Genomic DNA, 24182 nt, shown 5'->3' with positions numbered 1-24182 from the left:
TTATTAAGCGATGGAAGAAATCGAGCTTAAGTCTCTTTTCGGCGGACGCATTCTTTGCGTCTCTTGCCAGTTCGGAGCAATCCAAACCGGTGTGTCATTCGATTCTTCGAGTACGTTCCCCAAGATCATGTCTGCGGCACGCTCTGCGACCATGATGGTTGGGGCGTTTAAGTTGCCATTCGGAATCGTTGGGAAGATGGATGAATCCACTACGCGCAAGCCTTCAATGCCGCGCACTTGGCAGGCTTCATTCAGAACTGCCATTGGGTCATCGTTCGAGCCCATTTTGCAGCTACACGATGGGTGGTAAGCACTTTCTACATTTTGCTTCACCCATTCATCAATCGCTTCATCGCTGCTGATGTTCAGACCCGGTTGAATCTCTTCACCACGGAACGCATCCATTGCAGGTTGATTGAGGATTTCACGCGTTAGACGAATACAGTCTCGCCAATCCTGCTTATCTTGTTTCGTCGAGATGTAGTTGAACTCGATTTTTGGCTTGTCATTTGGGTTGGCAGAAACCACTTCAACGCTGCCGCGGCTCTCTGGCTTGTTTGGACCAACATGCACTTGGAAGCCGTGACCATCAAATGCCGCGCGTCCGTCATAACGCATTGCTGCTGGTAGGAAGTGATATTGAATGTTTGGCGATTTCAAGCCTTCACGAGAACGTATGAACGCACACGATTCAAAGTGGTTGGTCGCCCCCAGACCTTTGCGCGTTAGAATCCATTCCGTACCAATCAAACCTTTGCTGATCAAACCTAGCTTGCTGTTAAGCGTGATCGGCTGTTTGCAGTGATACTGGAAATACACTTCAAGGTGGTCTTGCAAGTTCTTACCCACACCTTCAAGTGCGTGTTTCACTTCGATGCCCGCTTTTTCAAGCACAGTCTTAGGACCAATACCCGAAAGTTGCAGCAGTTGTACCGAGCCGATAGAACCTGCGCTCGACACCACTTCTTTGCTAGCAAGGCACTGTTTGATCTTGCCGGATTGCTCGAACTCAATTCCAACCGCTTTTTTACCTTCAAGCAAAATACGGTGAGCCGTTACGCCTTTCTTCAAGGTAAAGTTACTGCGTTTTTTTGCACGGCTTAAGTAAGCGTTAGAGGTAGAAGCGCGCACGCCTTTATCTACCGTCATGTGCATCGGACCGAAGCCCTCCTGCTGATAACCGTTGTAATCTTGTGTTTCTGGGTAGCCCGCATCTTTGCCCGCATCGATAAACGCTTGGTAAAGTGGGTTCAACTTCATGTCGTTGCCGTTACACGTCCCAACAGGACCACTGTCGCCACGGTATTGGTCTGCGCCGCCTGTCCACGTTTCCGCTTTACGGAAGTACGGCAAACACGCTTGGTAGTTCCAGCCTTTCGCGCCTTCTGCTTCCCATTCGTCAAAGTCACATGCATGACCACGAACGTAAACCATGCCGTTGATCGAAGAGCTTCCGCCTAACACTTTGCCGCGTGGACAATGCAGTTGGCGTCCGTCCAATCCATCTTCCGCTACAGTTTCAAACTGCCATGCGTACTTTTCAGTGTTCATTGGGTATGACAGCGCCGTTGGCATTTGAATGAAGATGCTCTTGTCTGAGCCACCCGCTTCTAGCAGCAATACTTGGTGCTGACCGCTTTCACTCAGGCGATCCGCCAAAACACAGCCTGCCGAGCCAGCACCGACGATGATGTAATCGTAGTGTTGTTGCATTACAAGTCCTCCTGACTGATTAGACGTAAGGGCTGTCGAAATCACCCAAATGCACTAGCACGCTCTTGGTTTGGGTGTAATGCTTAAGGGTTTCAACGCCGTTTTCACGTCCAATGCCAGACAGTTTGTAACCGCCAACGGGCATTTCAGCTGGGGAATCGCCCCACGTATTAATCCAACAAATGCCTGCTTGAATTTGATGAATGACGCGGTGTGCACGAGAGAGGTTTTGCGTAAACACGCCAGCCGCAAGCCCGTAATCTGTGTTGTTAGCACGTGCAATCACTTCGTCTTCGTCACTGAACTTAAGCACTGACATTACGGGACCAAAAATCTCTTGCTGCACATGCGGCATGTCGTCTTCGCAATCAATGAAAACCGTTGGCACAACAAAATTACCACTCGCCAAACCGTTCTCTGTGACTTTGTAGCCACCAGTCAGCAACGTTGCTTTGCTTGCTTTCGCTTGCTCAATTGCGGAAAGAACTTTTGATTCGTGTTCTTTGGAAATTAGCGCGCCAATTTGAGTTTGCTCATCAAGCGGATCGCCAACCACCAGCAGTTCGGTACGTTTCTTAAGTTGAGCGACAAACTCATCATAAATACCTTCATGAACGAACACGCGCGTACCGTGCGTACAAACCTCACCTTGGGTGTAGAAGTTCGCGACCATTGCAGCAGAAACCGCATCGTCTAGCTTGGCATCATCAAAAATGATCATTGGCGATTTGCCGCCAAGTTCCATAGTGACTTGCTTCAGCGTATTGGCGCTGTCACCCATCACGACTTTGCCCGTACCGGATTCACCCGTGAAAGAGACTTTAGCGATGTCTGGATGTGCGGTGAGCATTTGCCCTACTCGGTAATCACCTTGAATAACGTTGAACACGCCATCTGGCAATCCCGCTTCGCTGTAGATTTCTGCTAGTTTGAGTGCGGTTAACGGAGTTTCTTCTGATGGTTTAAAGATCATCGCATTACCCGCAGCAAGCGCAGGGGCAGATTTCCACATCGCGATTTGAATTGGGTAGTTCCACGCACCAATGCCTGCACAAATACCCAGAGGTTCGCGGCGAGTGTAGAAAAACTGGGATTCATTCAGCGGTTGCTGTTCGCCATGCATGCTAGGCGCAAGACCTGCGTAGTATTCGATCACATCAGCGCCCGTTGCAATGTCTACGCAATTCGCTTCTTGGATTGGTTTGCCCGTATCCGCGACTTCTAATGCTGCCAGCTCGTCGTTTCTTTCACGGAGTAGCGCCACCGCTTTAAGCAGGATACGACTGCGTTCTGTCGCCGTCATGGCAGACCAAATCGCAAAACCGCGCTTGGCGGATTCAATTGCCGCTTGCATATCTTGCTGGTTAGCCTGCTTCACATTCGCAAGCGGCTCACCATTGGCAGGATTGTATGTAGTGAAGTGTTCTTCTGAGCATCCTAGGTGCATGGCACCATCGATGTAGTGTGCTTTCATATCCATTTGAAGATTTGACTCTTTATTTTTGTTTTGAGTAGAACGTGTGTTGTTTGTCGAGATAGTCGTTGATGATGACGCGTGCTTTCTCGGCATCGATGCCTTGCGGGTTGAGCGTTCCGCGCAGCCAAATGCCATCAATCAGTGACGCAATACCATGCGCTACAAGCTCTGCTTGGTCTTGATCCAGCAAAGCTTTTAATTCTTTTTTTAGATGAGAAAGGAGTCGTCGTTCATTCACTCGTTGCAGACGTTTGAGCTGTGCGTCATGCATGGAGTACGACCAGAACGCCAACCAAGTTTTTGCCACTTGGTTCTCGGCTTGGAAACCCACAAAGTTGCCGTCGATGATGGCGTTAATACGTTGATGATGCGCATCAGCTGGCAGCTGGCTTAAGTTCTCTTTGATGGTGGCAGAAAGCTGGCGCAGGATTTCACGCATGGTCTCTTCTAACAGGCCGTGCTTACCACCGAAATAGTGATTAATGATCCCCGTTGATACCCCTGCTTCTTTGCTGATCAACGAGATACTCGCGGCGTGCAAACCAACTCTGTCGATGACCGACATCGTCGCTTTGACTAGCTGCGGTTTTCTGATTTCAGGCATCCCAACCTTGGGCATTTTGCATCCTTGTTATTTTTAATTGAACGGTTAGTTAAATATAAAATGCCTTAAATTTAGTTCGAACTCAAATTAATTTTCTGTATTCTAGAATCAAAACCGTCAGATATTATGCTTAACGGATGTTATTTTGGTCCTCTCAAACTCCATAACTTCATGAAAAAAGAAGCTGAATTATAAATAAAAATTAAACAAAAACAGATAAATAGTTAAATTCCGTCATTTCAAAACACTATTTAGCAGCATTGTTTTGCGCGCCATACATACAACAAGACAATAGTTACTGCTAAAAGTGTATTGCTGCACAACATGACTTAATAGTGTGTGAGTCCATGAGTTCTGCTAGCAGTTTCCATCTCTTAATCAATCTGGCCAAGCGTGCCGTTTTTTGTATAAAGGTTGTGATGCAAATGTCGCTTAATGGCAATTTTTCCTTATCACCTCCCTGTATTGTGTTCCTAAGATTTGTTGAATTAGGAACGAAAATGAAAGCACGTAATGCCCTTTTGATTTTGTTAACAAGCACAATCGGTTTTAACGCCTATGCCATCACAGATGCCAGTAAAGTTGGCGCAAATGCAGGGGCGATGAGTTATTGTTACGACCACGTTGCGTCGGGCAAAGATAAGTCAAAATATCGCTTACTAAAATTAAAAACCTACGAAGAATATGACCATTTAGATAGCGGTGATCGAGCGAAAGCACTCATCATGAAGAAAGCAGCAGAAGACGGTGAATATTTAGGTGATAAGTTGGATAAATCCCGTTGTAACAGCCTAAGAAAAATGCTTTTTGTTAAGTACTAAGTCGTTATATTAACTAACATTTCCTTACTTACCTCTCTACCAAGCCATCACATTTAGTGATGGCTTTTTTTGCTTTAAAACTCACGCTACTCACCTCAACAGGTAGTCCGCCTGGATTCAATACACGTGACAGCACTGAACACACGTATCACTTCAATACATTCCCACAACAAATGGCAACGTCATTTCAATCATATTCAATTTGTATGTTTTCTAGAGACATTGGCGCCAAATGGTAAGTCTGCAATACCACAAATTCCTACTATGTATCCACAGACGCAAGGTATGCATAAAGAGACAGGAGTCTTCCACTTAATCAATATGAGAAGAGATGAAAATGACTTACTCCGATTTCAAACATACTGACTTGCATACTTGCTTAATCGTCGCTGGCGAACTCTTGGTAACGATCAGCAAATTCGCATTCAAAACCATCAAAGTATTGTTCAAAGGCTGTCGCTGGTTAACCGTTAAAACTTATCGTTATGTAATGGCATGAATGTTGAGAGATAGGACTTCCTAACGTATTTCTGTATATGATTACCAACAAAAACCGCGCTATCAAAAGCGCGGTTTTTCTATTAATACCAATATAATAGTTGCGATTACATTAGTGCTCGTTCAATGTTGTAAGCATCAATAATCTTATCGGCTGATTGATCAATGTCTTCTTCCGATGTGTGATAATTAAGTACCGAGAACAACATGGTTTTTAGGCCTTTGTAACCCGATGTTGATGGGTATAAGAAACCCTCTTGTTGTAAACGATGCACAACACGCGCCGTGAGTTCGTTACGGTATTCATCGTCGCCAATACCGAATTGAGCAGAAAAGCGATTGGACACCACATCATTAAGAATCGTAATCCCTTCTACTTGTGCTAACTTATCCGCCATGCGTTTTGCTAATGCTACGCAATTATCTAAATGCGCAACAATGCCCTCTTTACCTAATGACTTAAACGCAGCATACACAGGTAGACCTCGAGCGCGACGTGATGCAGCAATACCAAAATTGATCGCATTTCGATCGGGTTTTTCCATCGCATCATTCAAGTAGTCACCCATATTACTACCGCCCATCGCAGTGGTAATTTTTGCAGGATCTTTAACAATCACCATGCCGCAATCGTAAGGCATGTTAAACCACTTATGACCATCGGTATCGATTGAATCTGCTCGTTCAATACCTTTCAATAGATGTTTCTGGCTATCACTCGCCGCAGCCCAAAGACCAATTGCACCATCAACGTGAAGCCACGCATTTTCATGAGCAGCAACCGCATCTGCAATTTCATCAAACGGGTCAAATGCACCTGAATCAATACAACCTGCTTGTGCACACACTAACGTAGGGCCATTACAATCAGATAGGACTCGATTAAGCTCTGACGGGATCAAACGCAGGTTTTTGTCAGTCGGCACTTTGTAGATACAATCCACGCCAAGCCCAATCATAGAAAGGGCGCGCTTAATGGTTGAGTGAATTTGATCACTCACCACCACATTAATTCGCGGTGCGCCATACAAACCTTTTGTCGCTACATCCCAATCTGCTTTTTCAAGCAGTGAATTTCGTGCAGTGATGAGAGAGGTATAAATCGCTTCTTGTGCCCCGGAGGTAAAGCCAACTGCTGATCCTTCCGTGAGACCAAGTAGCTCAACCATCCATTCTGCTGCTGTTTCTTCTGCAACCGCCATTGCCGGGCTAGACACATAATATGGAACATTCTGGTCCCATGCGCTTACTAACCAATCTGCCGCTAGCGATGCTGGGAACGTGCCGCCAATCGCATAGCCAAAAAAGCGAGGGCCACCTGATGCAATCAAGCCTGCATCCAATGCATTCACCATATCATCAATGACTTTTTCTGGTTCACTCGCCCCACTTGGTAGCGCACCGCCAATTAACTCTCTTAGCTGCTGAGAGGTCGTTTCTTTATCGACTGGGCGCTCACCTAGTGACTCTAGATAAGCCGTCGCGTGCTCTAGTGAGCGTTCTAGTAAAGGTCGGTAGTCTTTGAAATGATGAGACATAATGTTTCTCTCTGTTGTCGGAAGTTAGATCTAATATACCGTCTATAAGCAAAATTAATTGCCATTTCACGACAGATAAACTTAGTGTTCTTCGGGCTTTTTTACGCATAAAAAAACGGCACTCAAAGAGTACCGTTAATAACCAAAGTCACGATTTATAGTGTGTTTTTATATACCACACCATCTTTCATGATGAGTTTCTGTGTTTCCGTGTTCGCGACACACTCAACGCCTGCTAGTGGGTTACCATCAACAATCAACAGGTCAGCATAAGCCCCCTCAACGATTTGTCCCAATTTACCTTCTTGGTAAGGGTGTTGATACGTTGACATTTCAAATAGACGACCACAATTCGATGTCACCATGCGCAGAGCGGTAATCGTGTCGAACGTAGTTTCAATGGCACCCAGTTCATTCAATTGTGTTGCATGAACGTTTGTTTCACCCACACAATCGGTACCAAATGCCAAATTTTGAATATCGTACTTTTTGATTAACTCTGCAGACTTGAACATCGCCTTACCTACGCGCTCCGTTTTACGGTAAGTTTCTTCATTCGGCAGTGGGATCTTACGTTCTGCAATCAAAGACGAAGTAAAGTAAGATGGAATCACCCAAATTCCTTTTTCTTTGATCGTTTTAGCAATATCGTCATCCATGATGGTCGCGTGCTCGAATGACATCACGCCAGCCTCAGCGGCTCTTCGCATCGCATCTGCTGTATGAATATGCGCAGCCACGTAAGTACCGTAATCACTAGCTGCTTCAACTGCCGCTTTCATCTCATCCAATGTGTATTGCAATGTATCGAGTGGGTCAAAGGTTGAAGATGCACCGCCACCTGCCATGATCTTGATCTGAGAAGCCCCCATAAAGAGTTGCTCGCGAACCGCTTTCAATACTTCAGCACGACCATCGGCCACTTTCATCGCACCCAATTTCATCATCGGTGAGTCTTCATGTCCGTTTGCTAAACGTTCTTGAGCTTGGTTTTGACGGTAATCTGAATGGCCGCTGGTTTGCGAAATTGCCGCCATTGATGGAAGAATACGAGGTCCTTTTGCATAGCCATTATCGATACTTTTCTTCAAACCAAGCGTATTACCCGCAACGTCACGAACGGTCGTAAATCCACGCATCAGCATCTCTTCAGAAATTTTTGCTGAGCGAATCGCGACTTCTTCACGAGTCATGGTATCAACCACATTAAATGGCGCAGATAACGTGATGTGTACATGCGCATCAATCAATCCTGGCATAACCGTACCGCCGTTAGCATCAATGATTTCGTCCGCGATGGCTGGGTCAATGTCACCAATTTGAGTAATCAGATTGTCTTCAATGAGAACCGATACGTTCTCAATCAATTTGTCGTCAGTGCCATTAAAAACATTTGCGTTGATGATGAGTTTTTTCATTTCGCTTTCCTCGGTAAGGTTGTTTCGCTTAACTGATGGAGCCAGTTTAGCCAGAGCCTTGCTGATTTAATTGCCATTTTGCGACACTGTGATCATCTGGGCTAAAAACTCACTTTTGTTTTATCCGGCATGCTTTTGTTGACGACTTTCCAGGAAATACGCCATGAACACCATATAAGCAACAACCAAAATAAGCTGAAAGATTCGTGCAAAGAATTTGTCGTCTAACCCTCCCGTTGTCATCGACGTCCCCATCAACACAGTAAAACCCGTGAATGCCGTGGCAAAAATTGGCGCTTTTTCCGGATATACATAAATGAACGTTCCGAAGAGTGAGATGACCAGTAACATCACCAGCATGTAGAAATACATATTAGGAACCAGTGACATAATAAAGAAAACGATAAACGCCACTATGCCGCCGATTAGGTTGCTGATAACAAAAAACAGCGTCGTTTTCTTGGCTTTTTCACCCGTTGTCATAAAGGCAAGTAAGGCAACAAACGCAACCGTCAATAAAACATGAGACAGTTGGAAGAAGAAAAATAAACAAAGGAGCGGAAAAGAAATCACTAATGCTCTCAGTGAAGCTTGCCACCGAACGTCATCAGGTAGCGGTGAGGGTGGAAAACCCTGAAATTCTGAACGCTCTTCAGGGAAGTACACATGAGACAATGCATACAAGGCGACCGCTAATGTGCCCGAGAAAGCAAATCCACCAGCCACATCCAGTGCCGCTTGCTTATCAATGATGGTCAGTGCAGGAATCAACACCAACTCAATGATTAAAAACGTTGCAAACATGGTCCACTTAGCGTCTGTAAATAGGTAGTAACCCCACATCAAACCAGCAGACAGCACCAACAAAAATGGCACTTTGTAATTTGGCAATCCAGTAGACACTAACAGACCAATCACCCCGGTCGATAACAAGGCGAACAACAGTTGCTTCACATGCATCATGTGAAAACTTGGTTTATCAACAATAAACTTCGCAGTAAACAAGGGGGCACAAAATGCCAGAGGCCAATTAAACCAAACCGCCAAAAACGTCGCGAACCCCACCGCTAAAATATACCGCAAAACTCGCTTTTCTTGAGTGGGCGTCATTTTATCGAACATAAGAGAACCAACTTACCAAGTGAATCCAAACGTTACCTAGCCAATTGAAAACCTTATTCCCTCCTGTATAAACAATCACATCCGCTTGACCACCAATTCTCATCATGTTCAAGGCGCTAGGATCCGTTATTTGGACAATCACCGGCATACGTTGCGTATCACGCAGCCAGCCATTTTGGTTTTGAACACTGGCTAACGTACCTGGCTGGTGATTAGCACCCCAAGCAACACCAAGATCAACCGAACTCACAACCCCGTCAAAGGTTTCGCCTGGTGCAAAATCCAATGCAACGTCGACTCTGTCACCTGCTTGAATGCGCCCCATACTGTTTTCTCGGAAGAACGCTTCTATCCACAAACTGTCTTTTTCAACGAATGTCATTAACGGTCTTCCCTCTGCCGCATACGCACCGGCTGATAAATTGAAGTTGGTTACCGCACCATCGGATGGCGCACGAATCACGGTTCTCTCCAAATCCAACTGTGCTTTCTGTAACGTTAATAATGCGGCTTGAATCTGCGCGTTTTCTTCCCCTGTTGCGCCTACCTGAGTTTTTGCTTTCTCAAGGTTTGCTCTTGCGTTAAGCACATCAGCGTCCGCTTTCTCTATTGCAGCGCGAGTTTGATCGGCATCTGATTTTGACACCACACCTTTTTCGGCCATAACCAAAACGCGTTGCCCTTGACGCTTAGCATTTTCCTGCGAGACAAGTGCCGTCGTTAACTGCGCTTGAGCAGACAAAACATTTGCCATCTGTCCCCCAACCTGCTGACCAGCAAGCTCCAGCTGCATTTCTGCTTGTTTGACGGCAATTTCATAATCTTCGGAAGCAATCTTAATTAACACGTCGCCTTTCTGAACTTGGCTGTTTGGTTGTACATGGATGCTCGCGACTTGGCCTGAGACCTGAGGAATTAAAGAAACGATATTGCCCTCAACACGTACATTATCCGTTGAGGGAACAACGCGATCTGCAGCAATGTAAATGACAATAGAAGCCAAAACCAAAAGAAATACCGCATTAGTAAATAGCCTGACTTTGTTCACTCTGGGTTGAAGTTGTTCACTATTCGTCGATTTCTTTTTATCCGATTCATTATTTGTCGAACTTTTGTTTATCGAAACATTGTTGGTTTCACTATTTTGTTGCGCCATCGTCCACCCCATTTCATTGTCGGCTACCTTGCTTTACCTGTGCTTCCGCACATCAGATAGCGTTGTTTAGGATGGAAAATACCTCGCTGTTACACTGCATAATTGCCATTTAGCGACAATCAAAAATAAACTCGAGAGAAAAACTTGCAACCCGTTACTACACTTTGAGGACACTCACTCAGTTAGGAAGCAAAACATGAGCGATAAGAGCACTCATTCCAAGTGTCCGGTAATGCATGGCGCGAATACCAACCAACAATCTGCGGAGTTCAATTGGTGGCCTAAAACTCTCAATCTTGACATCCTTCATCAGCATGACAAAAAGACCGATCCAATGGATTCTGGCTTCAATTATGCGGAAGCGTTTAGCTCTCTCGACCTCAACGAGGTAAAAAAAGATCTGATCGCTCTGATGACCGATAGCCAAGATTGGTGGCCAGCAGATTGGGGACATTATGGTGGCTTAATGATTCGTATGGCATGGCATTCCGCAGGAACATATCGCATTGCCGATGGACGAGGTGGGGCCAGTCGCGCGAATCAACGCTTTGCACCAATCAATAGTTGGCCCGACAATGGCAACCTTGATAAAGCACGTCGCCTACTCTGGCCAATCAAAAAGAAATACGGTAACAAAATCTCATGGGCAGATTTGATCATCCTTGCTGGCAATATGGCCTATGAATCGATGGGCTTTAAAACCTTTGGTTTCGCAGGCGGACGAGAAGACATTTGGCATCCAGAAAAAGACATTTATTGGGGAGCCGAAAAAGAGTGGCTTCAACCAAGCGGCGGAGAGAATAATCGCTATTCTGGCGAGCGCGATCTAGAAAACCCGCTTGCAGCCGTAATGATGGGCTTGATTTACGTGAATCCTGAGGGGGTAGACGGCAAACCCGATCCCATTAAAACAGCGCATGATATGCGAATCACCTTTGCACGCATGGCAATGAATGACGAAGAGACCGTCGCCCTAACCGCTGGCGGGCACACCGTCGGCAAAGCGCATGGTAACGGGGATGCATCTGTACTTGGCCCTGAACCCGAGGGAGCAGAAATCGAAGACCAAGGTTTTGGCTGGCTAAACAAAACGTCACGTGGTATCGGCCGCGATACGGTTACGAGTGGCGTAGAGGGAGCATGGACAACCAACCCAACAAAATGGGACAACGGTTACTTTCATTTGCTCTTTACTTACGATTGGTGGGTGACAAAAAGCCCAGCTGGCGCTGCACAATGGGAGCCGGTAAACATCAAAGAAGAAGACATGCCTGTTGATGTAGAAGACCCAACTATTCGCCGCAACCCTATGATGACTGATGCGGATATGGCCCTTAAGTTCGATCCTGAGTATCGAAAAATTGCAGAACGTTTTCGCGACGACCCTAAGTACTTCGAAGACACTTTCGCTCGCGCATGGTTTAAGCTCACTCATCGCGATTTAGGTCCGAAATCTCGTTATTTAGGCCATGATGTCCCAACAGAAGATCTCATATGGCAAGACCCGGTTCCGCCCGCTTCTTATCATCTGACCGAAGAGAACATCGACGCACTTAAACTCGATATTCTTAATAGTAACCTCTCTATAAGCGATCTAGTGTCAACAGCATGGGACAGTGCTCGCACGTATCGAGGGTCTGATCGTCGAGGCGGTGCAAATGGCGCTCGTATCCGTCTGGCACCTCAAAAAGACTGGATAGGTAACGAGCCAGAAAGGCTAAGTAGCGTTTTAGCAACACTCGAGACTATCCGTTCTGCTCATCACTCTCCGATTAGCATGGCAGATTTAATCGTATTAGCGGGTAGCGTTGGTATCGAGAAAGCTGCGTCTAACGCTGGCTTAAACATTACAGTACCATTTAGCCAAGGACGCGGTGATGCCAGCGACGAAATGACAGATGCAGATTCATTTGATGTACTCGAACCTATTCATGATGGTTTCCGTAATTGGCTAAAATCGGATTACGTCGTCAGCGCTGAAGAACTCTTGCTAGAGCGAAGCCAATTAATGCAACTGACTGCCGTCGAAATGACGGTACTGATTGGTGGTATGCGTGTGATGGGAACAAACTATGGTAACACTTCACACGGCGTGTTAACGGACAATGTGGGTGCGTTAACGAACGATTTTTTCGTTAACCTCACTGACATGAATTACTCATGGCACCCAACGGGCGACAATGAATACGACATCCGTGACCGACAATCTGGACAAACAAAATGGACAGCCACACGGGTAGATTTGGTATTGGGTTCCAACTCCATATTGCGCTCATACGCTGAAGTTTACGCTCAAGATGACAGCAAAGAGAAGTTCGTAAAAGACTTTGTTGCCGCTTGGGTAAAAGTGATGAATGCAGATCGTTTTGATTTATAGTTCATACTGAAATTAAACTCACCCAATAAAAAAGCAGCGCTACCTATTGCGCTGCTTTTTTCATTTAAACTCAGGTGCTTTATATACCCAAAGCACTAGCATTCTCGCTATTACTTTACATGTCACGCTGTTACTTGACAAAGGAGGCGACGCGTTGACCAAATTGTTTGGCGGTTTCCAGATCCCCTGCACATGGTGCTTCATCTGGTGAAGCATCCGCAGGACTTTGTGCAAGTACCCCAGAAAACCCGCCAAGATAATTGATATCGTTACGCTGTGCATCTTTTGTATTGGCAGGCAATACACCCGTGCCAATCCAGACCATACCATGTTGCATCGCCAACGTAATTAGGTATGAGATGGTCATGCCTTTATCGCCATTCATTGATGCTGAATTAGTAAAACCTGCGGCGAACTTGTCTTTCCAATCCATATTAAACCAGCGCTTACTTGACGCATCGGCAAACTTTTTAAACTGCCATGAGACCATGCCCATGTACGTCGGCGAGCCAAATACAATGGCACCCGCCTCATCTAACTGTTTCCATTGTTCTTCTGTAAGTTCTCCGTTTTCGTCAATCTTCACCAAAACGGCATTTGCGCCCTCAGCAACTGCGTGGGCTTGCTTATCTGTATGCCCATAACCACTATGATAAACGACTGCAACCGACATGTTTGTTCCCTCATCAATATGAATGACTCAAACTACAGTGTAGACTCGTTTATGTACCTCACAAGCGCTCTCAGTGAAAAACAACTAAGTTAAACAAGATTGACGAGATGTTGTACTACAGCTTTTCCTCAAGGAATGTTTCTTGCCACCATATACACTTCATCCGCGGAATAGAGATTTGAAATCGTCGCTTCAATCTCCGCTCCTAACGTCTTTTTATACAAATCTTGGGCAAAGTTATCTGCTCTCGTGGTGACAACGACATGCTTTAACACGGCATTTTTCTTGGCAAGTTCACCTTTCACCATAGGCAACGTTTCTGTAATCAATTTGCGTGCAATACCCTGCCCTTGGTGGTCTGGGTGCACCGCAAGTTGTTCTAGCTCCAATACAACTTCAGGGCGAAAACCGCTTCTTTGCGTCCAAATAATGTATCCAACCACTTGATTATCGCGCTGCGCTACATAAATGATATTGCGAGGAAAAGCCTTAAATATACACTCTAGCCACTCACGAGAATGCCCTTGACGAACAAAAGCGAATTTATGTACTAACGCTGCCTGTTCTAGGTCATCTTGCGTCATTAAACGAACGTCCAAGTTTATCTCCTACTTAAAACAATAAACCTAGCGCGAATTGGACTGCTATTTCTAATTTAAATCAATGTGTTATTCGAAATATTGAGAAGTCAATTAGCAATCTTTCTACGCAAAGCAAAGTGAACATGAAATCAAAGCAAAATAAGGTAAAAACAGTGCTGTCACACATGCTTGTTTTAGTTTCGTTACTTTGACCATCCCCAAAAATCCGGGCAAAAAATGAGTCGCGAATAGCGGCTCTCAATTATTCGGATTGTTGAAACAGCCTGAATTGATCTCTTTGACACTCGACGCTCTTTGATGAAACGTCGTACCTACCATCACCTGTTTTACCGTCTCATCTGAAATTAACGCATCCAATGTTGCTTCCGCCATCTGTTTGTAATCAACGCTGACCGATGATAACGGTGGTTGTTGATATTCATTAAATGGGAGATTATCGAAGCCCACGATACCAACCTTGTCAAAGTAGTGACTATCAAGCTCACGTATCAGGCCATAAGCGATAATATCGGAAGCGCAAAGTAGCGCATCAATGTTGGCCTTTACTGGGGTGGTGCAATGATCGGCCGACTCATCGGTACAGCACTATTTAGTACGGTGAACGCTCGCCTAGTATTAATCATCAATGCGCTTACTGCCGTTGCGGTAACAGCGTTTGTGGCTGTTAATCCTGGGGTATCGAGCGCTTATTTGCTCATTGCGGTTGGTTTGCTCAACTCAATAATGTATCCGGTGATCTTTTCACTCGCCGTTGATAATCTCGGCAGTTATACCGAGAAAGCATCTGGATTTTTGGTCATGGCAGGGCTTGGTGGCGCAACTATCCCGTTGTTGCAAACTGCGTTGTCAAGCGCAGCAACGTTAAATGTCTCTTTTCTGCTTCCCGCCGCGTGTTACGGGTTTATTTTGCTTTTTGCCACGTCACTTTATCGACCTGAATATCCAGTTACAGAGAAACTTACCAACGGCTAAAAAGCAACTTCGCAAAGCGTCTGCTGACTTATGAAGGTTCTTGCCAAGAATGAGTTAAAACCAACCTTAAAATGAACTTAGTTCATTGTTGGCTACTAATGATTCTTCTAGAACCGCTAGTGTGGCACTTGAGGGCGTTGATTTATAAACAAAAAAGAGCCGCTAATAGCGGCTCTCAATTATTCGAATTTTCTGTAGAAACAACCATAAGTTGATAATTTTATGAATAGCGCATTTCAACTAAATTGCTTCAGTAAGAAAATTACTTTCAGCATTGCCACGCAAACACCTCATCACACTTGTCTAAAACCAGCGCTAAGAATTTTTTGGACAAAAGCTACTTATAGGTTCAGTTCTTCTATGTGTCTTCGGATAATGTCTAGTAATGCAAATAGCTAGAGATCGTCATCGCTCAAATCTAACTAAGTAACTCAACTCAGCGTATCACTACACTGCAAATCAATGAATAAGTTGAAGAATTAAAGAACTATCACTATCATCTTTGCCATTCTTTATAATATTTTCAGTGAGTTAGAAAAGGAATTAGCGAATGAGAAACGTTGTTAGTGACGATAAAATCAAAGACTTTCGAGACTTGGTTAACTCAAACTCTAGCTTTGTATATCAAATCTACAAAGATAAAGGTGGTAAGAACCTTTTTAACCTCGTTTGCTCTGCTATGGATTGGATCTCTGTCTCTGTTCGGCACTTAGAAAATGCGCCTGAGTTTGACAAGAACATAGATAGTAAATGTATGCAGGTCTACTCTCTGATCTCTTCAATAGACCTCATTTTCGAGTCAATAAAACAACTCCATCGAGTGTTTATGACTGATAAGAAAGATCCGTTTTATGGTGAACAGAAATGCTTTAAAGGTCGCCTCTTCGCTGATGAAGATGATAATAGTTATTTTAAAACTATCAGGGCGTGTTTCGGTGCTCACCCCGTAAATCTTAATCAAGAAAATTCAAAGCGTTTCGCAAGTTGGCCATTTCCAAGTCATTTCAACACTGGCGATTTGAGTGTTCATTTGTACAGTCGAGATGTGGGTAAAGAAGACCTAACGTTAAACCTTGATATCAATGAGCTGTTGGAATTTCTCAAAATTCGATATGAGTATCTTGATGTTATCGCTGATAGGATTGAAACGCTGTTTGTTGAGTATCAACACAAACTTACAAAAGAAAAGATTGAGACTAAATCAGATCCTTTAGAACAACTCTACGTTCTTCGCACTGAGTCAGAAAAACGATTAGATAACGATTACTATAACGGGGAGATTAACGACCTGATTATGATTTTTGAAGCGAAAGTAACCGACGTTGACCTTGCACCATTGGCTGATAAGTATAAAGAATCCCTCCTACCTCTGATTGAAGAAATTAAGACGAATCTTCAAGAAATGAACATCGTTGACCTAGAAAACGATAGTGAACTGAGAATAAGATCTGACCTTGATAAAGAGTTACGCTATGAACTTGGTAAGTTCTATACTTGGGTTCACGGTGACAGATACGATCCGCTACTCGAGTACTATTTTGAAAGGTTTAACGCTTCGACTGACGGTAAGTTCAAGTTCACAAAAACTGATGACATCAAACTAACTTTTCTTAAAGCAAAGCTCATGTTAACTGAATAGTGTGAACAAATAGCGCCAGCTCTTGGTCTTTTGCTGTTCATTACTTTTTGTATATCAAACTTACCTAGACATCATTGTTTGAACTTTGGGTCGTAACTCATTTCGGGGCAGAACTTTGCTAGTGATAAACACTACTGAGAAACCTCTGGATAAACCTGAGCTAGCAACTATGTTTAGCTATAAATGGATAAATTGATGCCGGCACACAATGGGGAAAGTATGTGCTAGCTGTGTTCATGCTGGCACGTCTCTGGAGATGACTTTGTGGAACAAAGCCGATAACCTGAGGTAGCAATGAAGACTCAAATAAAACTCGCTTAAATCTATAAACACTCATGCGGTTTGTGTGACTTTTTGATTGCAAAAACAGTGAAAGCGATACTTAATGACGGGGCTAAAAAACCTATTGGTGCAATTCTGCCACCAATTGTAAACAAAGAAGTAAAAATGTACACAAACATGAAATTTAAGGAGCCTTATGGGCTACTCCTTGTTCTACTCCTAAGCATTGGAGTCACCACTATTGGTGTCATTACACGAGAGCAATTGTTCGTTACCGACATCGCAATGCTGTATTTATTAATTAATATAATTTCAGGGGCAATACTCAAACCAAAAGCCGCATACACCGTTTGCTTTCTCAATATCGTCACTTTCCATTACTTTATTCTTCCAGACTTTAATTCGTTCAAGTTCGAAGAAGTGAACTACGTTGCCACCTACTTTGTATTAGCTGCAAGCGGTATTTTTGCCATTCGACTTACCCAGTCGCAAAGACGCCAAATTTTTAACAATGAACAGTTAAAAAACAAACTGAAAATCCACTATAAATTCGCAAGAAAACTATCTGCGATAGTGACTTCTGAACAAATTGCTTGGGAAGCAACCACTTATCTAAAGAAAAAGCACGGCATTGAGAGTGCTATTTTCGTCAACACCCCGCAGCGATTATTATTAGCAAAAAGCCAAAAATTCAGTGATGAATGGCTAGACGATATAACACACGATACACTGCCAACTAACCTTGCCTCTTTAGAGTTAAAAAACGGCGAAGCAACCATTGGTGCTATCGTGCTACCTAACTCAAAGTCAAAAAAAGTGAATACCTGGTTTCTTTCATTAGTTAGCATGTCACTTGCGCGAGCGTCAGCGATGCAGGCATTAACAGAAGCAGAAGCCACCAATAAAATTGAAAAGATCAGAACGACTCTACTCGCTTCCGTTTCGCATGATTTAAAAACGCCGCTTGGTACCATTATAGGAACTGCGACTACTTTATCTGACCCAACGCTCAATGTTTCTCCAGATGTGCGCGATGAACTACTGCACTCAATCGCGTCTGAAGGTGAACGACTAAACCAAAGCTTGAATAAGCTACTCGACATCACTCGCTATACCTCTGGAACTTTTGAACTAAGTAAAGAGTGGGCAGAACCAGAAGAGTTAATAGGCAGCGCGCTACAGCGACTAAAAAATCAACTATCAAATCATAATTTAGTTCTTAGTGGCGAGCCTATGTTAATCGAAATAGATGGACTTCTTATTGAACAGGTCATTTCAAATCTGGTCGAGAACTCAACTAAATACAGCCCAGAAAATAGCGACATTTTTCTTAAATACCAATATGTTAATGGCGAATTTGTCATGGTAGTGTCCAATCAAGGCGAGCCCATACCAGAGTACGAACTGACACGTATCTTTGAGCGATTTTACCGGTTAGAAAACAACCATATAGATGGCACAGGGCTTGGATTGGCAATTTGTCATGTTATTGTATCCGCTCATGGCGGCACGATATCAGCACAAAACAATTCAGAGCTAGGCATATGTTTTGAAGTCAGGATCCCTTGCCGCATCTATGATTTGGAAGATTGTATAATCGATGAATAGTGAAATTAAGATCCTGGTAATTGAAGATGAATTACCTATTAGCCGTTTTTTAAATGTACTGATGGGTGGACACGATTACCAAGTCCAAACAGCTGAAAACGCTAAGCTTGGACAACAACTTGCTGCAAATTGGTCTCCACACCTGATATTACTTGACCTTGGTTTACCAGACATGGATGGCATTGATCTCGTCAAAGAACTCAGAAGTTGGACGAATACACCAATCATCGTTATTTCAGCAAGAAATAAAGAATCAGATAAAGTGGCAGCACTGGATGCTGGTGCAAATGATTATCTCACAAAACCTTTCGGCAGTGATGAACTGCTTGCACGTGTTCGCGTGGCCTTAAGAATGTTTGCACGAGAAACGCTAACCACGCCAACTCGGTTTAGCTTTGGCAATACCACCGTAGATCTAGGCTTGAAAATGGTTAAGCGCAACAACGAGCAAATTAAACTCACGAAAACCGAATACAACATACTTAAATATTTATGTGTAAACGCAGGCAAGGTAGTTACTCATAAGCAAATTCTCAAAGAAGTCTGGGGAAACAACTACACTGAATATGCCCACTATGTCCGTATTCATGTAGCGCAACTGCGGCGTAAAGTGGAAGAAAACCCCGCACAACCCCTTCACATTTTAACTGAAACCGGTATCGGTTATCGTTTAGTAGACGTAACCGAAGAATAATCCCCCTCCCCCTTAAAAACCGCTTAGTAAAGCGGTTTTTTTGTCGCATTTTCTGAATTCTTTATAGAATCTTTACACTGCTGTTCCACTTCTATTCAGCAACTTTAAATTTTTTTTCTTACTCTAAAAGCATTGTTTTAGTGTGGCTTATGCATCACTGCAGGTTGATGGCCAAGAAGCCTCGGCCCTTATATCAATCAAAGGAGATAGAATATGGGTGGAATTAGTCTCGGTAAATTACTTGTTGTTGCAGTAGTGATCGCGTTGTTATTTGGAACCAAGCGTTTAAGAAGCCTTGGTGACGACTTGGGGCATGCAATAAAAGGCTTTAAAAACTCTTTGAATTCAGAGGATAAAGACAACACCACAGCTTTGACCCATGAGGATCATAGTCAGAAAAGTTAACGAAACACACCGCTTACCTTTCATTTTCTATTTTTCATTGTTTATTTTTAAGTTTGCAAGTGTTCGTATGCGAATTACGCATACTTGCCTTTTTCTATCTATCCATCGCAGGGCCTCAATCCTTAAGATTTGATGCAGGTAATATCATGCACCATCCCATTACAGTCGATGCCCAAGTATCGTTTTTAGTCTCACTACTGGTCCTGTTTACAGGTTACTTTATCAACCGCCATGTGACTTTTCTAAAACGTCACAGTATTCCTACACCAATCATAGGTGGTCTTGTCGCATCTGGATTAGTAACGGTTTTACATTACTCAGGTATATCTCTTGTATTTGACCTGCCGTATCAAAATACATTTATGCTGCTTTTCTTTGCATCGCTGGGTCTTTCAGCCAATTGGACTCAATTAAGACTCGGTGGCGTAAAAGTTGCGTATTTTATGGGTCTTGCGACCATTTTCATCATTGGACAAAATGCCGTCGGTGTGCAACTTAGCCGATTTCTGGGTATTGACCCTTTATTTGGTTTAGTCGCAGGTTCAATAACACTTTCGGGCGGACACGGCACTGGCGCTGCATGGGCTCCTATTCTCGAAACCAACTACGGTTTAAGCAATGCGATGGAGGTCGCGATGGCGTGCGCGACGTTTGGGCTTATCGCAGGTGGGCTCATTGGAGGACCAATTGCACAGAGGCTAATCAAAAAACATGACCTAGTAGCAACAATTAACGTTAACCCTCGCCATCCAATTCCTAGCAGTAAAGCGCAAGTGATAAAGAAAGCGAGTTTATTTGAGAATCTAACGCCGAATTCACTTACCCACACACTGTTTTCGCTGTTTATCTGCGTCGTTGGCGCTTTAGCTCTGGATGAATGGGTACGCGAATCTAATATAATTTCCGTGGTAATTCCCAACTTTGTCTATGCTCTGGTTCTTGGTGTCTTGATCGCTAACATATCCGTATCTAACAACCTATGCAGGCTTCACCATAGCATGGTTACGTTTGCCGGTGATATATCGCTGAAATTATTCCTCGCGATGGCCTTACTCAACCTCCAACTGTGGGATTTAGTCGATCTTGCGCTGCCAATTTTAGTCATACTCTTGATTCAAACGGTCTTTCAAACAGTGTTTGCATGTTGGGTTACATTCCGAGCAATGGGCAAAGATTACGATGCGGCGGTCATGGCGAGCGGACATTGTGGTTTTGGAATGGGTTCAACCGCAACCGCAGTCATGAATATGAATGCTATTGTGAGCCGTTTTTCACCTTCACCTCAAGCTTTCATTGTCGTTCCTATCGTCGGAGCTTTTTTCATCGATATTATCAATCTGCTTACTCTACAAATGTATTTATCGTTCGTGAGCTAATTCGCGGGCTTTTTGGAAATTTCATTTTGAACACATAGGATAAATCATGCCGTATTTTGATTTTTCAAATTCTGCGCTTTCCTTACTGCCTGCCGTCATCGCGATATTACTGGCCGTCACGACTCGCCAAGTATTGTTTTCGTTAGGCATAGGCATCATATCTGGAGCGCTATTACTTACCGGCTTATCGATAGCAAATAGCCTGAACTACACGATAAAAACGATCGTTGACATATTTTGGTCTCAAAATGGCTTTAATGCCGACAATATCAACATGGTATTGTTTATGCTTTTACTCGGTATCCTAATTAGTCAAATGACGCTATCCGGTGCAACAATCGCATTCGCAAACTGGGCCGTAGAAAAATGTAAAAGTAGAAGAAGAGCTAAATCGCTGACTGCACTGCTCGTCTTTATCTTTTTTATTGATGATTTCTTCCATTGCATTTCCGTTGGCTCAATTTGTCGCCCTGTCACTGACAAGTTCCGCATCTCTAGAGCAAAGTTAGCTTATTTACTCGACTCAACTGCAGCGCCAGTCTGCGTTCTTATGCCCATATCTTCTTGGGGTGCATACATCATCGCAGTAATAGCAGGTATCTTTAGTGCCCATGCCATCACCGACATGAGTGCTATCGAAGCTTTCATCAAAATGATCCCTATGAACCTTTATGCGGCACTGACTCTTGCGATGGTACTTTTTATCGTCGTATCGCAAACTGATATCGGCTTGATGAAGAAGCAGGAAGTCCAAGCTCTAAAAGGCAAACTATGGGACGACGCCCACGGAGCACCGGCAAGTTTCGACGTTGCCTCAGATAAGCATGGTAATGGTACGTTAGTCGATCTTATTTTACCTATGCTAGTACTTGTAATATCAACTATATTTTTTATGTTCGATACTGGCAAAACATCATTGTTGGAAGATGGACAATCTATTTCTCTACTCTCGACCTTAGAGCACGCTAACTTAGGGAAATCTCTGGTTTATGCGGCGCTACTCAGCGTTGTCGTATCAGCACTCCTTTCTTTGCGTCTCAAGCTTGAAATAAAAAGCCGCCTTACATGCATCACTTCTGGATGTGCTGCCATGTTATCCCCGATCATTATTTTAATTTTTGCTTGGTCGATATCAGCGGTAATACGTGATATGCAAACTGGTATTTACCTTGCACAATTAGTGGATGGCAAACTATCACCTGCATTGCTACCTGCAACTCTATTTCTATTGTCTTGTTTAATGGCTTTCGCGACAGGCACGAGTTGGGGAACCTTTGGCATTATGCTTCCTTTGGCAGGAGATATTGCTGTTGCAAGTGACGTGAATTTAATGTTGCCAATGCTTGGCGCAGTGCTTGCTGGCGCAGTATTCGGTGATCATAGTTCACCAATATCAAGTACCAGTATATTGTCCGCTCGAGGAGCAGGTTGTCACCACATGGATCACGTAGCTACGCAGTTGCCTTATGCCATCATTGCGGCTTGTGGAGCGGTCATAGGTTACTTGGTAATGGGGTTCTCACACTCTGTTGCTCTTGGGGTGACCGCGACGGCATGTTGGTTCATTGGCTATTGTGCCTATTCTCTTCGATATGGTCGAATAGTTGACCAGTTAGAAATTCAAAAATAGGTTCGCAACTAATCTTCAGGTTTATCTAACCACTTACCATTTTTATACCCAAGCTATCATCTGCTTGGGTATACTCAATTCTCATTTCTCTTATCCCTTTCAATAATAAACAAACCAGCACTTAAACCGTCAATTATATCACCACTCATAAAGCGTTATTCTTGTATAACCAAGTGACTTCAAGATGCAGGATTCGAAGCCTATGCACGGGACCAGTTCAATGCTCAAGCTCCAAGAAAACGGCGCTGTGGAATAGTGCGCTATTTCCAAGCCGTTTGACGCTGAAATTGACATCGTGATTGGCTCCCAAAGGGCCTATTTGTAATAAACATGGTCTTGGCTCTCAGCCTTTGTCAGCCATTCTTGATTTAAAGTCACTAAATCAAGAATGGTTTCCGCTCCTGAGAACCCTGTATGTTCGATAAAAACAAGTCATTCTCGCTGAACCAAGCACCTTGAGGTTACTTGGGTTTACACTTCAAGCCATCTTCATCTTTAACAAAGATACTCATCATGAATAAACACATATCAAACTTTGAGTGAATATGTAGAGTCGTTATTTAGGACAAAAGCTAAGAGACTGGCTTTATTCTTTGCATGAAAAAGGGCGACCTAATTGGTCGCCCTGATAACTTTATACTTTATCTACTTTACTAATTATAACCATTTTATCTATGGCATATCGTCCACAAGGTCGGGTTTCGTTTGGTAATGCTCGGGGCTCAATCCAAGCAGTTCTTGTACCGTCGATGCAATCGTTACAGACGACCAAGTACCTGTTAATACACCAGCAAACATGGTCATTGAGAAACCATAAAGTGCCTCGCCACCCAATACCAACAAACAACCGATAATAAACAGTGTAGTACCTGCAGTGACCAAGGTGCGGGCAAACGTTGCCCTAACGGCCAGATCGGTGTTTGCATAAATACTCATATCAGGCTTTGCTCTTAGTACATCGCGTAATCTGTCTGCAATGACAATAGAATCATTCAAAGAATAACCAATGACAGCCAACAAACCAGCCACCACATTTAGGTCAATTTTAATACCTAAGAAAGCCAACAATCCAAATGTAAGTATCGTATCGTGTATTAAAGATGCTATTGCTGCTAGCGCCAAACGCCATTCAAAGCGAATAGCCAAATACCCCATGATTGAAAGCGACGCTGCCAATAGTGCCAAGCCACCTTGATTAAATAGCTCTTCACCCACTTGCGGCCCAACGACAGAAGCTTGCACTAAAGTCACTGGTAGTGAAAATTGCTCACTGACCGTCGATACAATTTGGTACGGATCCGTCATAATGCTGTTTGCTGGCATCACTAATTGCCAAAGACCGGGTTCTGCACCGTTACGTATAATCAACGTATCTTTTAATGAGCCATGAATCATCATCTGAAGATCAGAAGCATTTAATAGCGTCTGAATTTGAACGTCAATTATCGTACCACCGGTAAAATCAATACTCATCGATAGACCATTTTGGTACACACTTAAAATACTGGCAAAGACCAATATTAATGACGAAACAAGCCCAATGTAACGCCAACGTGTTAACGCATATTTAAACATGG

General features: G+C 43.7%; 21 protein-coding genes. 10 read left to right on the top strand and 11 right to left on the bottom strand.

Features of this window, described 5'->3' with window-relative positions:
* Positions 1–3: 3 nt before the first annotated feature.
* Genes betA through betI form a run of 3 tightly spaced genes read right to left on the bottom strand, consistent with a single transcriptional unit; the run spans position 4 to position 3809 of the window.
* Positions 4–1713, bottom strand: coding sequence for a choline dehydrogenase (betA, locus tag VA249_RS16570; RefSeq protein WP_221071731.1), 1710 nt, complete (start codon positions 1711–1713; stop codon positions 4–6).
* A gap of 19 nt (positions 1714–1732) precedes the next feature.
* Positions 1733–3193: a betaine-aldehyde dehydrogenase gene (gene betB / locus VA249_RS16565; protein WP_221071729.1), complete on the bottom strand. Its 1461-nt coding sequence runs from the start codon at positions 3191–3193 to the stop codon at positions 1733–1735.
* 16 nt (positions 3194–3209) lie between these two features.
* Positions 3210–3809, bottom strand: a complete 600-nt coding sequence (gene betI, locus VA249_RS16560; protein ID WP_221071727.1) for a transcriptional regulator BetI — start codon at positions 3807–3809, stop codon at positions 3210–3212.
* Positions 3810–4294: 485 nt separating this feature from the next.
* On the opposite strand from betI, the gene VA249_RS16555 reads away from it, so the two are divergent.
* Both VA249_RS16555 and VA249_RS16550 read left to right on the top strand, forming a co-directional pair.
* Complete coding sequence (locus VA249_RS16555; RefSeq protein WP_128812748.1) at positions 4295–4615, top strand: hypothetical protein; 321 nt, start codon at positions 4295–4297, stop codon at positions 4613–4615.
* Positions 4616–4952: 337 nt separating this feature from the next.
* The gene (locus tag VA249_RS16550) at positions 4953–5114 is read left to right on the top strand and encodes a hypothetical protein (protein WP_221071725.1); all 162 of its coding nucleotides are present in this window, start codon (positions 4953–4955) and stop codon (positions 5112–5114) included.
* Between the two features lie 106 nt (positions 5115–5220).
* On the opposite strand, the gene VA249_RS16545 is transcribed toward VA249_RS16550, so the two are convergent.
* The 4 genes from VA249_RS16545 to VA249_RS16530 all read right to left on the bottom strand — a co-directional run bounded on the left by VA249_RS16545 (position 5221) and on the right by VA249_RS16530 (position 10347).
* Positions 5221–6651, bottom strand: a complete 1431-nt coding sequence (locus VA249_RS16545) for a pyridoxal phosphate-dependent decarboxylase family protein (RefSeq protein ID WP_221071719.1) — start codon at positions 6649–6651, stop codon at positions 5221–5223.
* Positions 6652–6806: 155 nt separating this feature from the next.
* On the bottom strand, positions 6807–8069 hold the full coding sequence (locus VA249_RS16540; RefSeq protein WP_221071718.1) for a metal-dependent hydrolase family protein: 1263 nt from the start codon (positions 8067–8069) through the stop codon (positions 6807–6809).
* Positions 8070–8189: 120 nt separating this feature from the next.
* Complete coding sequence (locus VA249_RS16535) at positions 8190–9191, bottom strand: DUF2955 domain-containing protein (protein ID WP_221071717.1); 1002 nt, start codon at positions 9189–9191, stop codon at positions 8190–8192.
* Complete coding sequence (locus VA249_RS16530) at positions 9181–10347, bottom strand: HlyD family secretion protein (protein WP_221071716.1); 1167 nt, start codon at positions 10345–10347, stop codon at positions 9181–9183. The genes VA249_RS16535 and VA249_RS16530 overlap by 11 nt, the downstream gene beginning before the upstream one ends.
* 196 nt (positions 10348–10543) lie before the next feature.
* Between VA249_RS16530 and katG the strand changes: the two genes are divergently transcribed.
* Entirely contained in the window at positions 10544–12724 is a 2181-nt protein-coding gene (katG, locus tag VA249_RS16525) for a catalase/peroxidase HPI (protein ID WP_221071715.1), read from the top strand.
* Positions 12725–12854: 130 nt separating this feature from the next.
* On the opposite strand, the gene VA249_RS16520 is transcribed toward katG, so the two are convergent.
* The 3 genes from VA249_RS16520 to VA249_RS16510 form a co-directional block, all read right to left on the bottom strand.
* Positions 12855–13397 (bottom strand): flavodoxin family protein, encoded by a 543-nt coding sequence (locus VA249_RS16520; protein WP_128812742.1) that lies wholly within the window; start codon positions 13395–13397, stop codon positions 12855–12857.
* Positions 13398–13525: 128 nt separating this feature from the next.
* Entirely contained in the window at positions 13526–13981 is a 456-nt protein-coding gene (locus VA249_RS16515; protein WP_221072209.1) for a GNAT family N-acetyltransferase, read from the bottom strand.
* Positions 13982–14236: 255 nt separating this feature from the next.
* On the bottom strand, positions 14237–14488 hold the full coding sequence (locus VA249_RS16510; RefSeq protein WP_242598085.1) for a substrate-binding domain-containing protein: 252 nt from the start codon (positions 14486–14488) through the stop codon (positions 14237–14239).
* 69 nt (positions 14489–14557) lie between these two features.
* On the opposite strand from VA249_RS16510, the gene VA249_RS16505 reads away from it, so the two are divergent.
* The 7 genes from VA249_RS16505 to VA249_RS16475 all read left to right on the top strand — a co-directional run bounded on the left by VA249_RS16505 (position 14558) and on the right by VA249_RS16475 (position 22605).
* Entirely contained in the window at positions 14558–14971 is a 414-nt protein-coding gene (locus tag VA249_RS16505; RefSeq protein WP_221071714.1) for an MFS transporter, read from the top strand.
* Between the two features lie 550 nt (positions 14972–15521).
* Entirely contained in the window at positions 15522–16610 is a 1089-nt protein-coding gene (locus VA249_RS16500; RefSeq protein ID WP_221071712.1) for a hypothetical protein, read from the top strand.
* A gap of 354 nt (positions 16611–16964) precedes the next feature.
* A complete protein-coding gene (locus VA249_RS16495) occupies positions 16965–18500 on the top strand; it encodes a sensor histidine kinase (protein ID WP_225927146.1) in 1536 nt (511 codons plus the stop codon).
* On the top strand, positions 18493–19194 hold the full coding sequence (locus VA249_RS16490) for a response regulator (RefSeq protein ID WP_221071711.1): 702 nt from the start codon (positions 18493–18495) through the stop codon (positions 19192–19194). Before VA249_RS16495 ends, VA249_RS16490 begins: the two co-directional genes overlap by 8 nt.
* Before the next feature lie 213 nt (positions 19195–19407).
* Positions 19408–19599: a twin-arginine translocase TatA/TatE family subunit gene (gene tatA, locus VA249_RS16485; protein WP_221071709.1), complete on the top strand. Its 192-nt coding sequence runs from the start codon at positions 19408–19410 to the stop codon at positions 19597–19599.
* Between the two features lie 146 nt (positions 19600–19745).
* Positions 19746–20975 carry a sodium/glutamate symporter gene (gene gltS, locus VA249_RS16480; protein WP_221071707.1) on the top strand — a complete coding sequence of 410 codons (1230 nt, stop codon included), beginning with the start codon at positions 19746–19748 and terminating at the stop codon, positions 20973–20975.
* A 46-nt stretch (positions 20976–21021) separates the two neighbouring features.
* Positions 21022–22605 carry a Na+/H+ antiporter NhaC family protein gene (locus VA249_RS16475; RefSeq protein WP_221071705.1) on the top strand — a complete coding sequence of 528 codons (1584 nt, stop codon included), beginning with the start codon at positions 21022–21024 and terminating at the stop codon, positions 22603–22605.
* A gap of 672 nt (positions 22606–23277) precedes the next feature.
* Here the strand turns inward: VA249_RS16475 and secF are convergent.
* Positions 23278–24180, bottom strand: a complete 903-nt coding sequence (gene secF, locus VA249_RS16470; protein WP_221071703.1) for a protein translocase subunit SecF — start codon at positions 24178–24180, stop codon at positions 23278–23280.
* Positions 24181–24182 lie beyond the last annotated feature (2 nt).

The sequence above is a fragment of the Vibrio alfacsensis genome (assembly GCF_019670485.1).
Taxonomy (GTDB): Bacteria; Pseudomonadota; Gammaproteobacteria; order Enterobacterales; family Vibrionaceae; genus Vibrio; species Vibrio alfacsensis.
The sequence above is the reverse complement of the archived record's forward strand: the minus strand, read 5'-3'. Positions and strand labels throughout refer to the sequence as shown.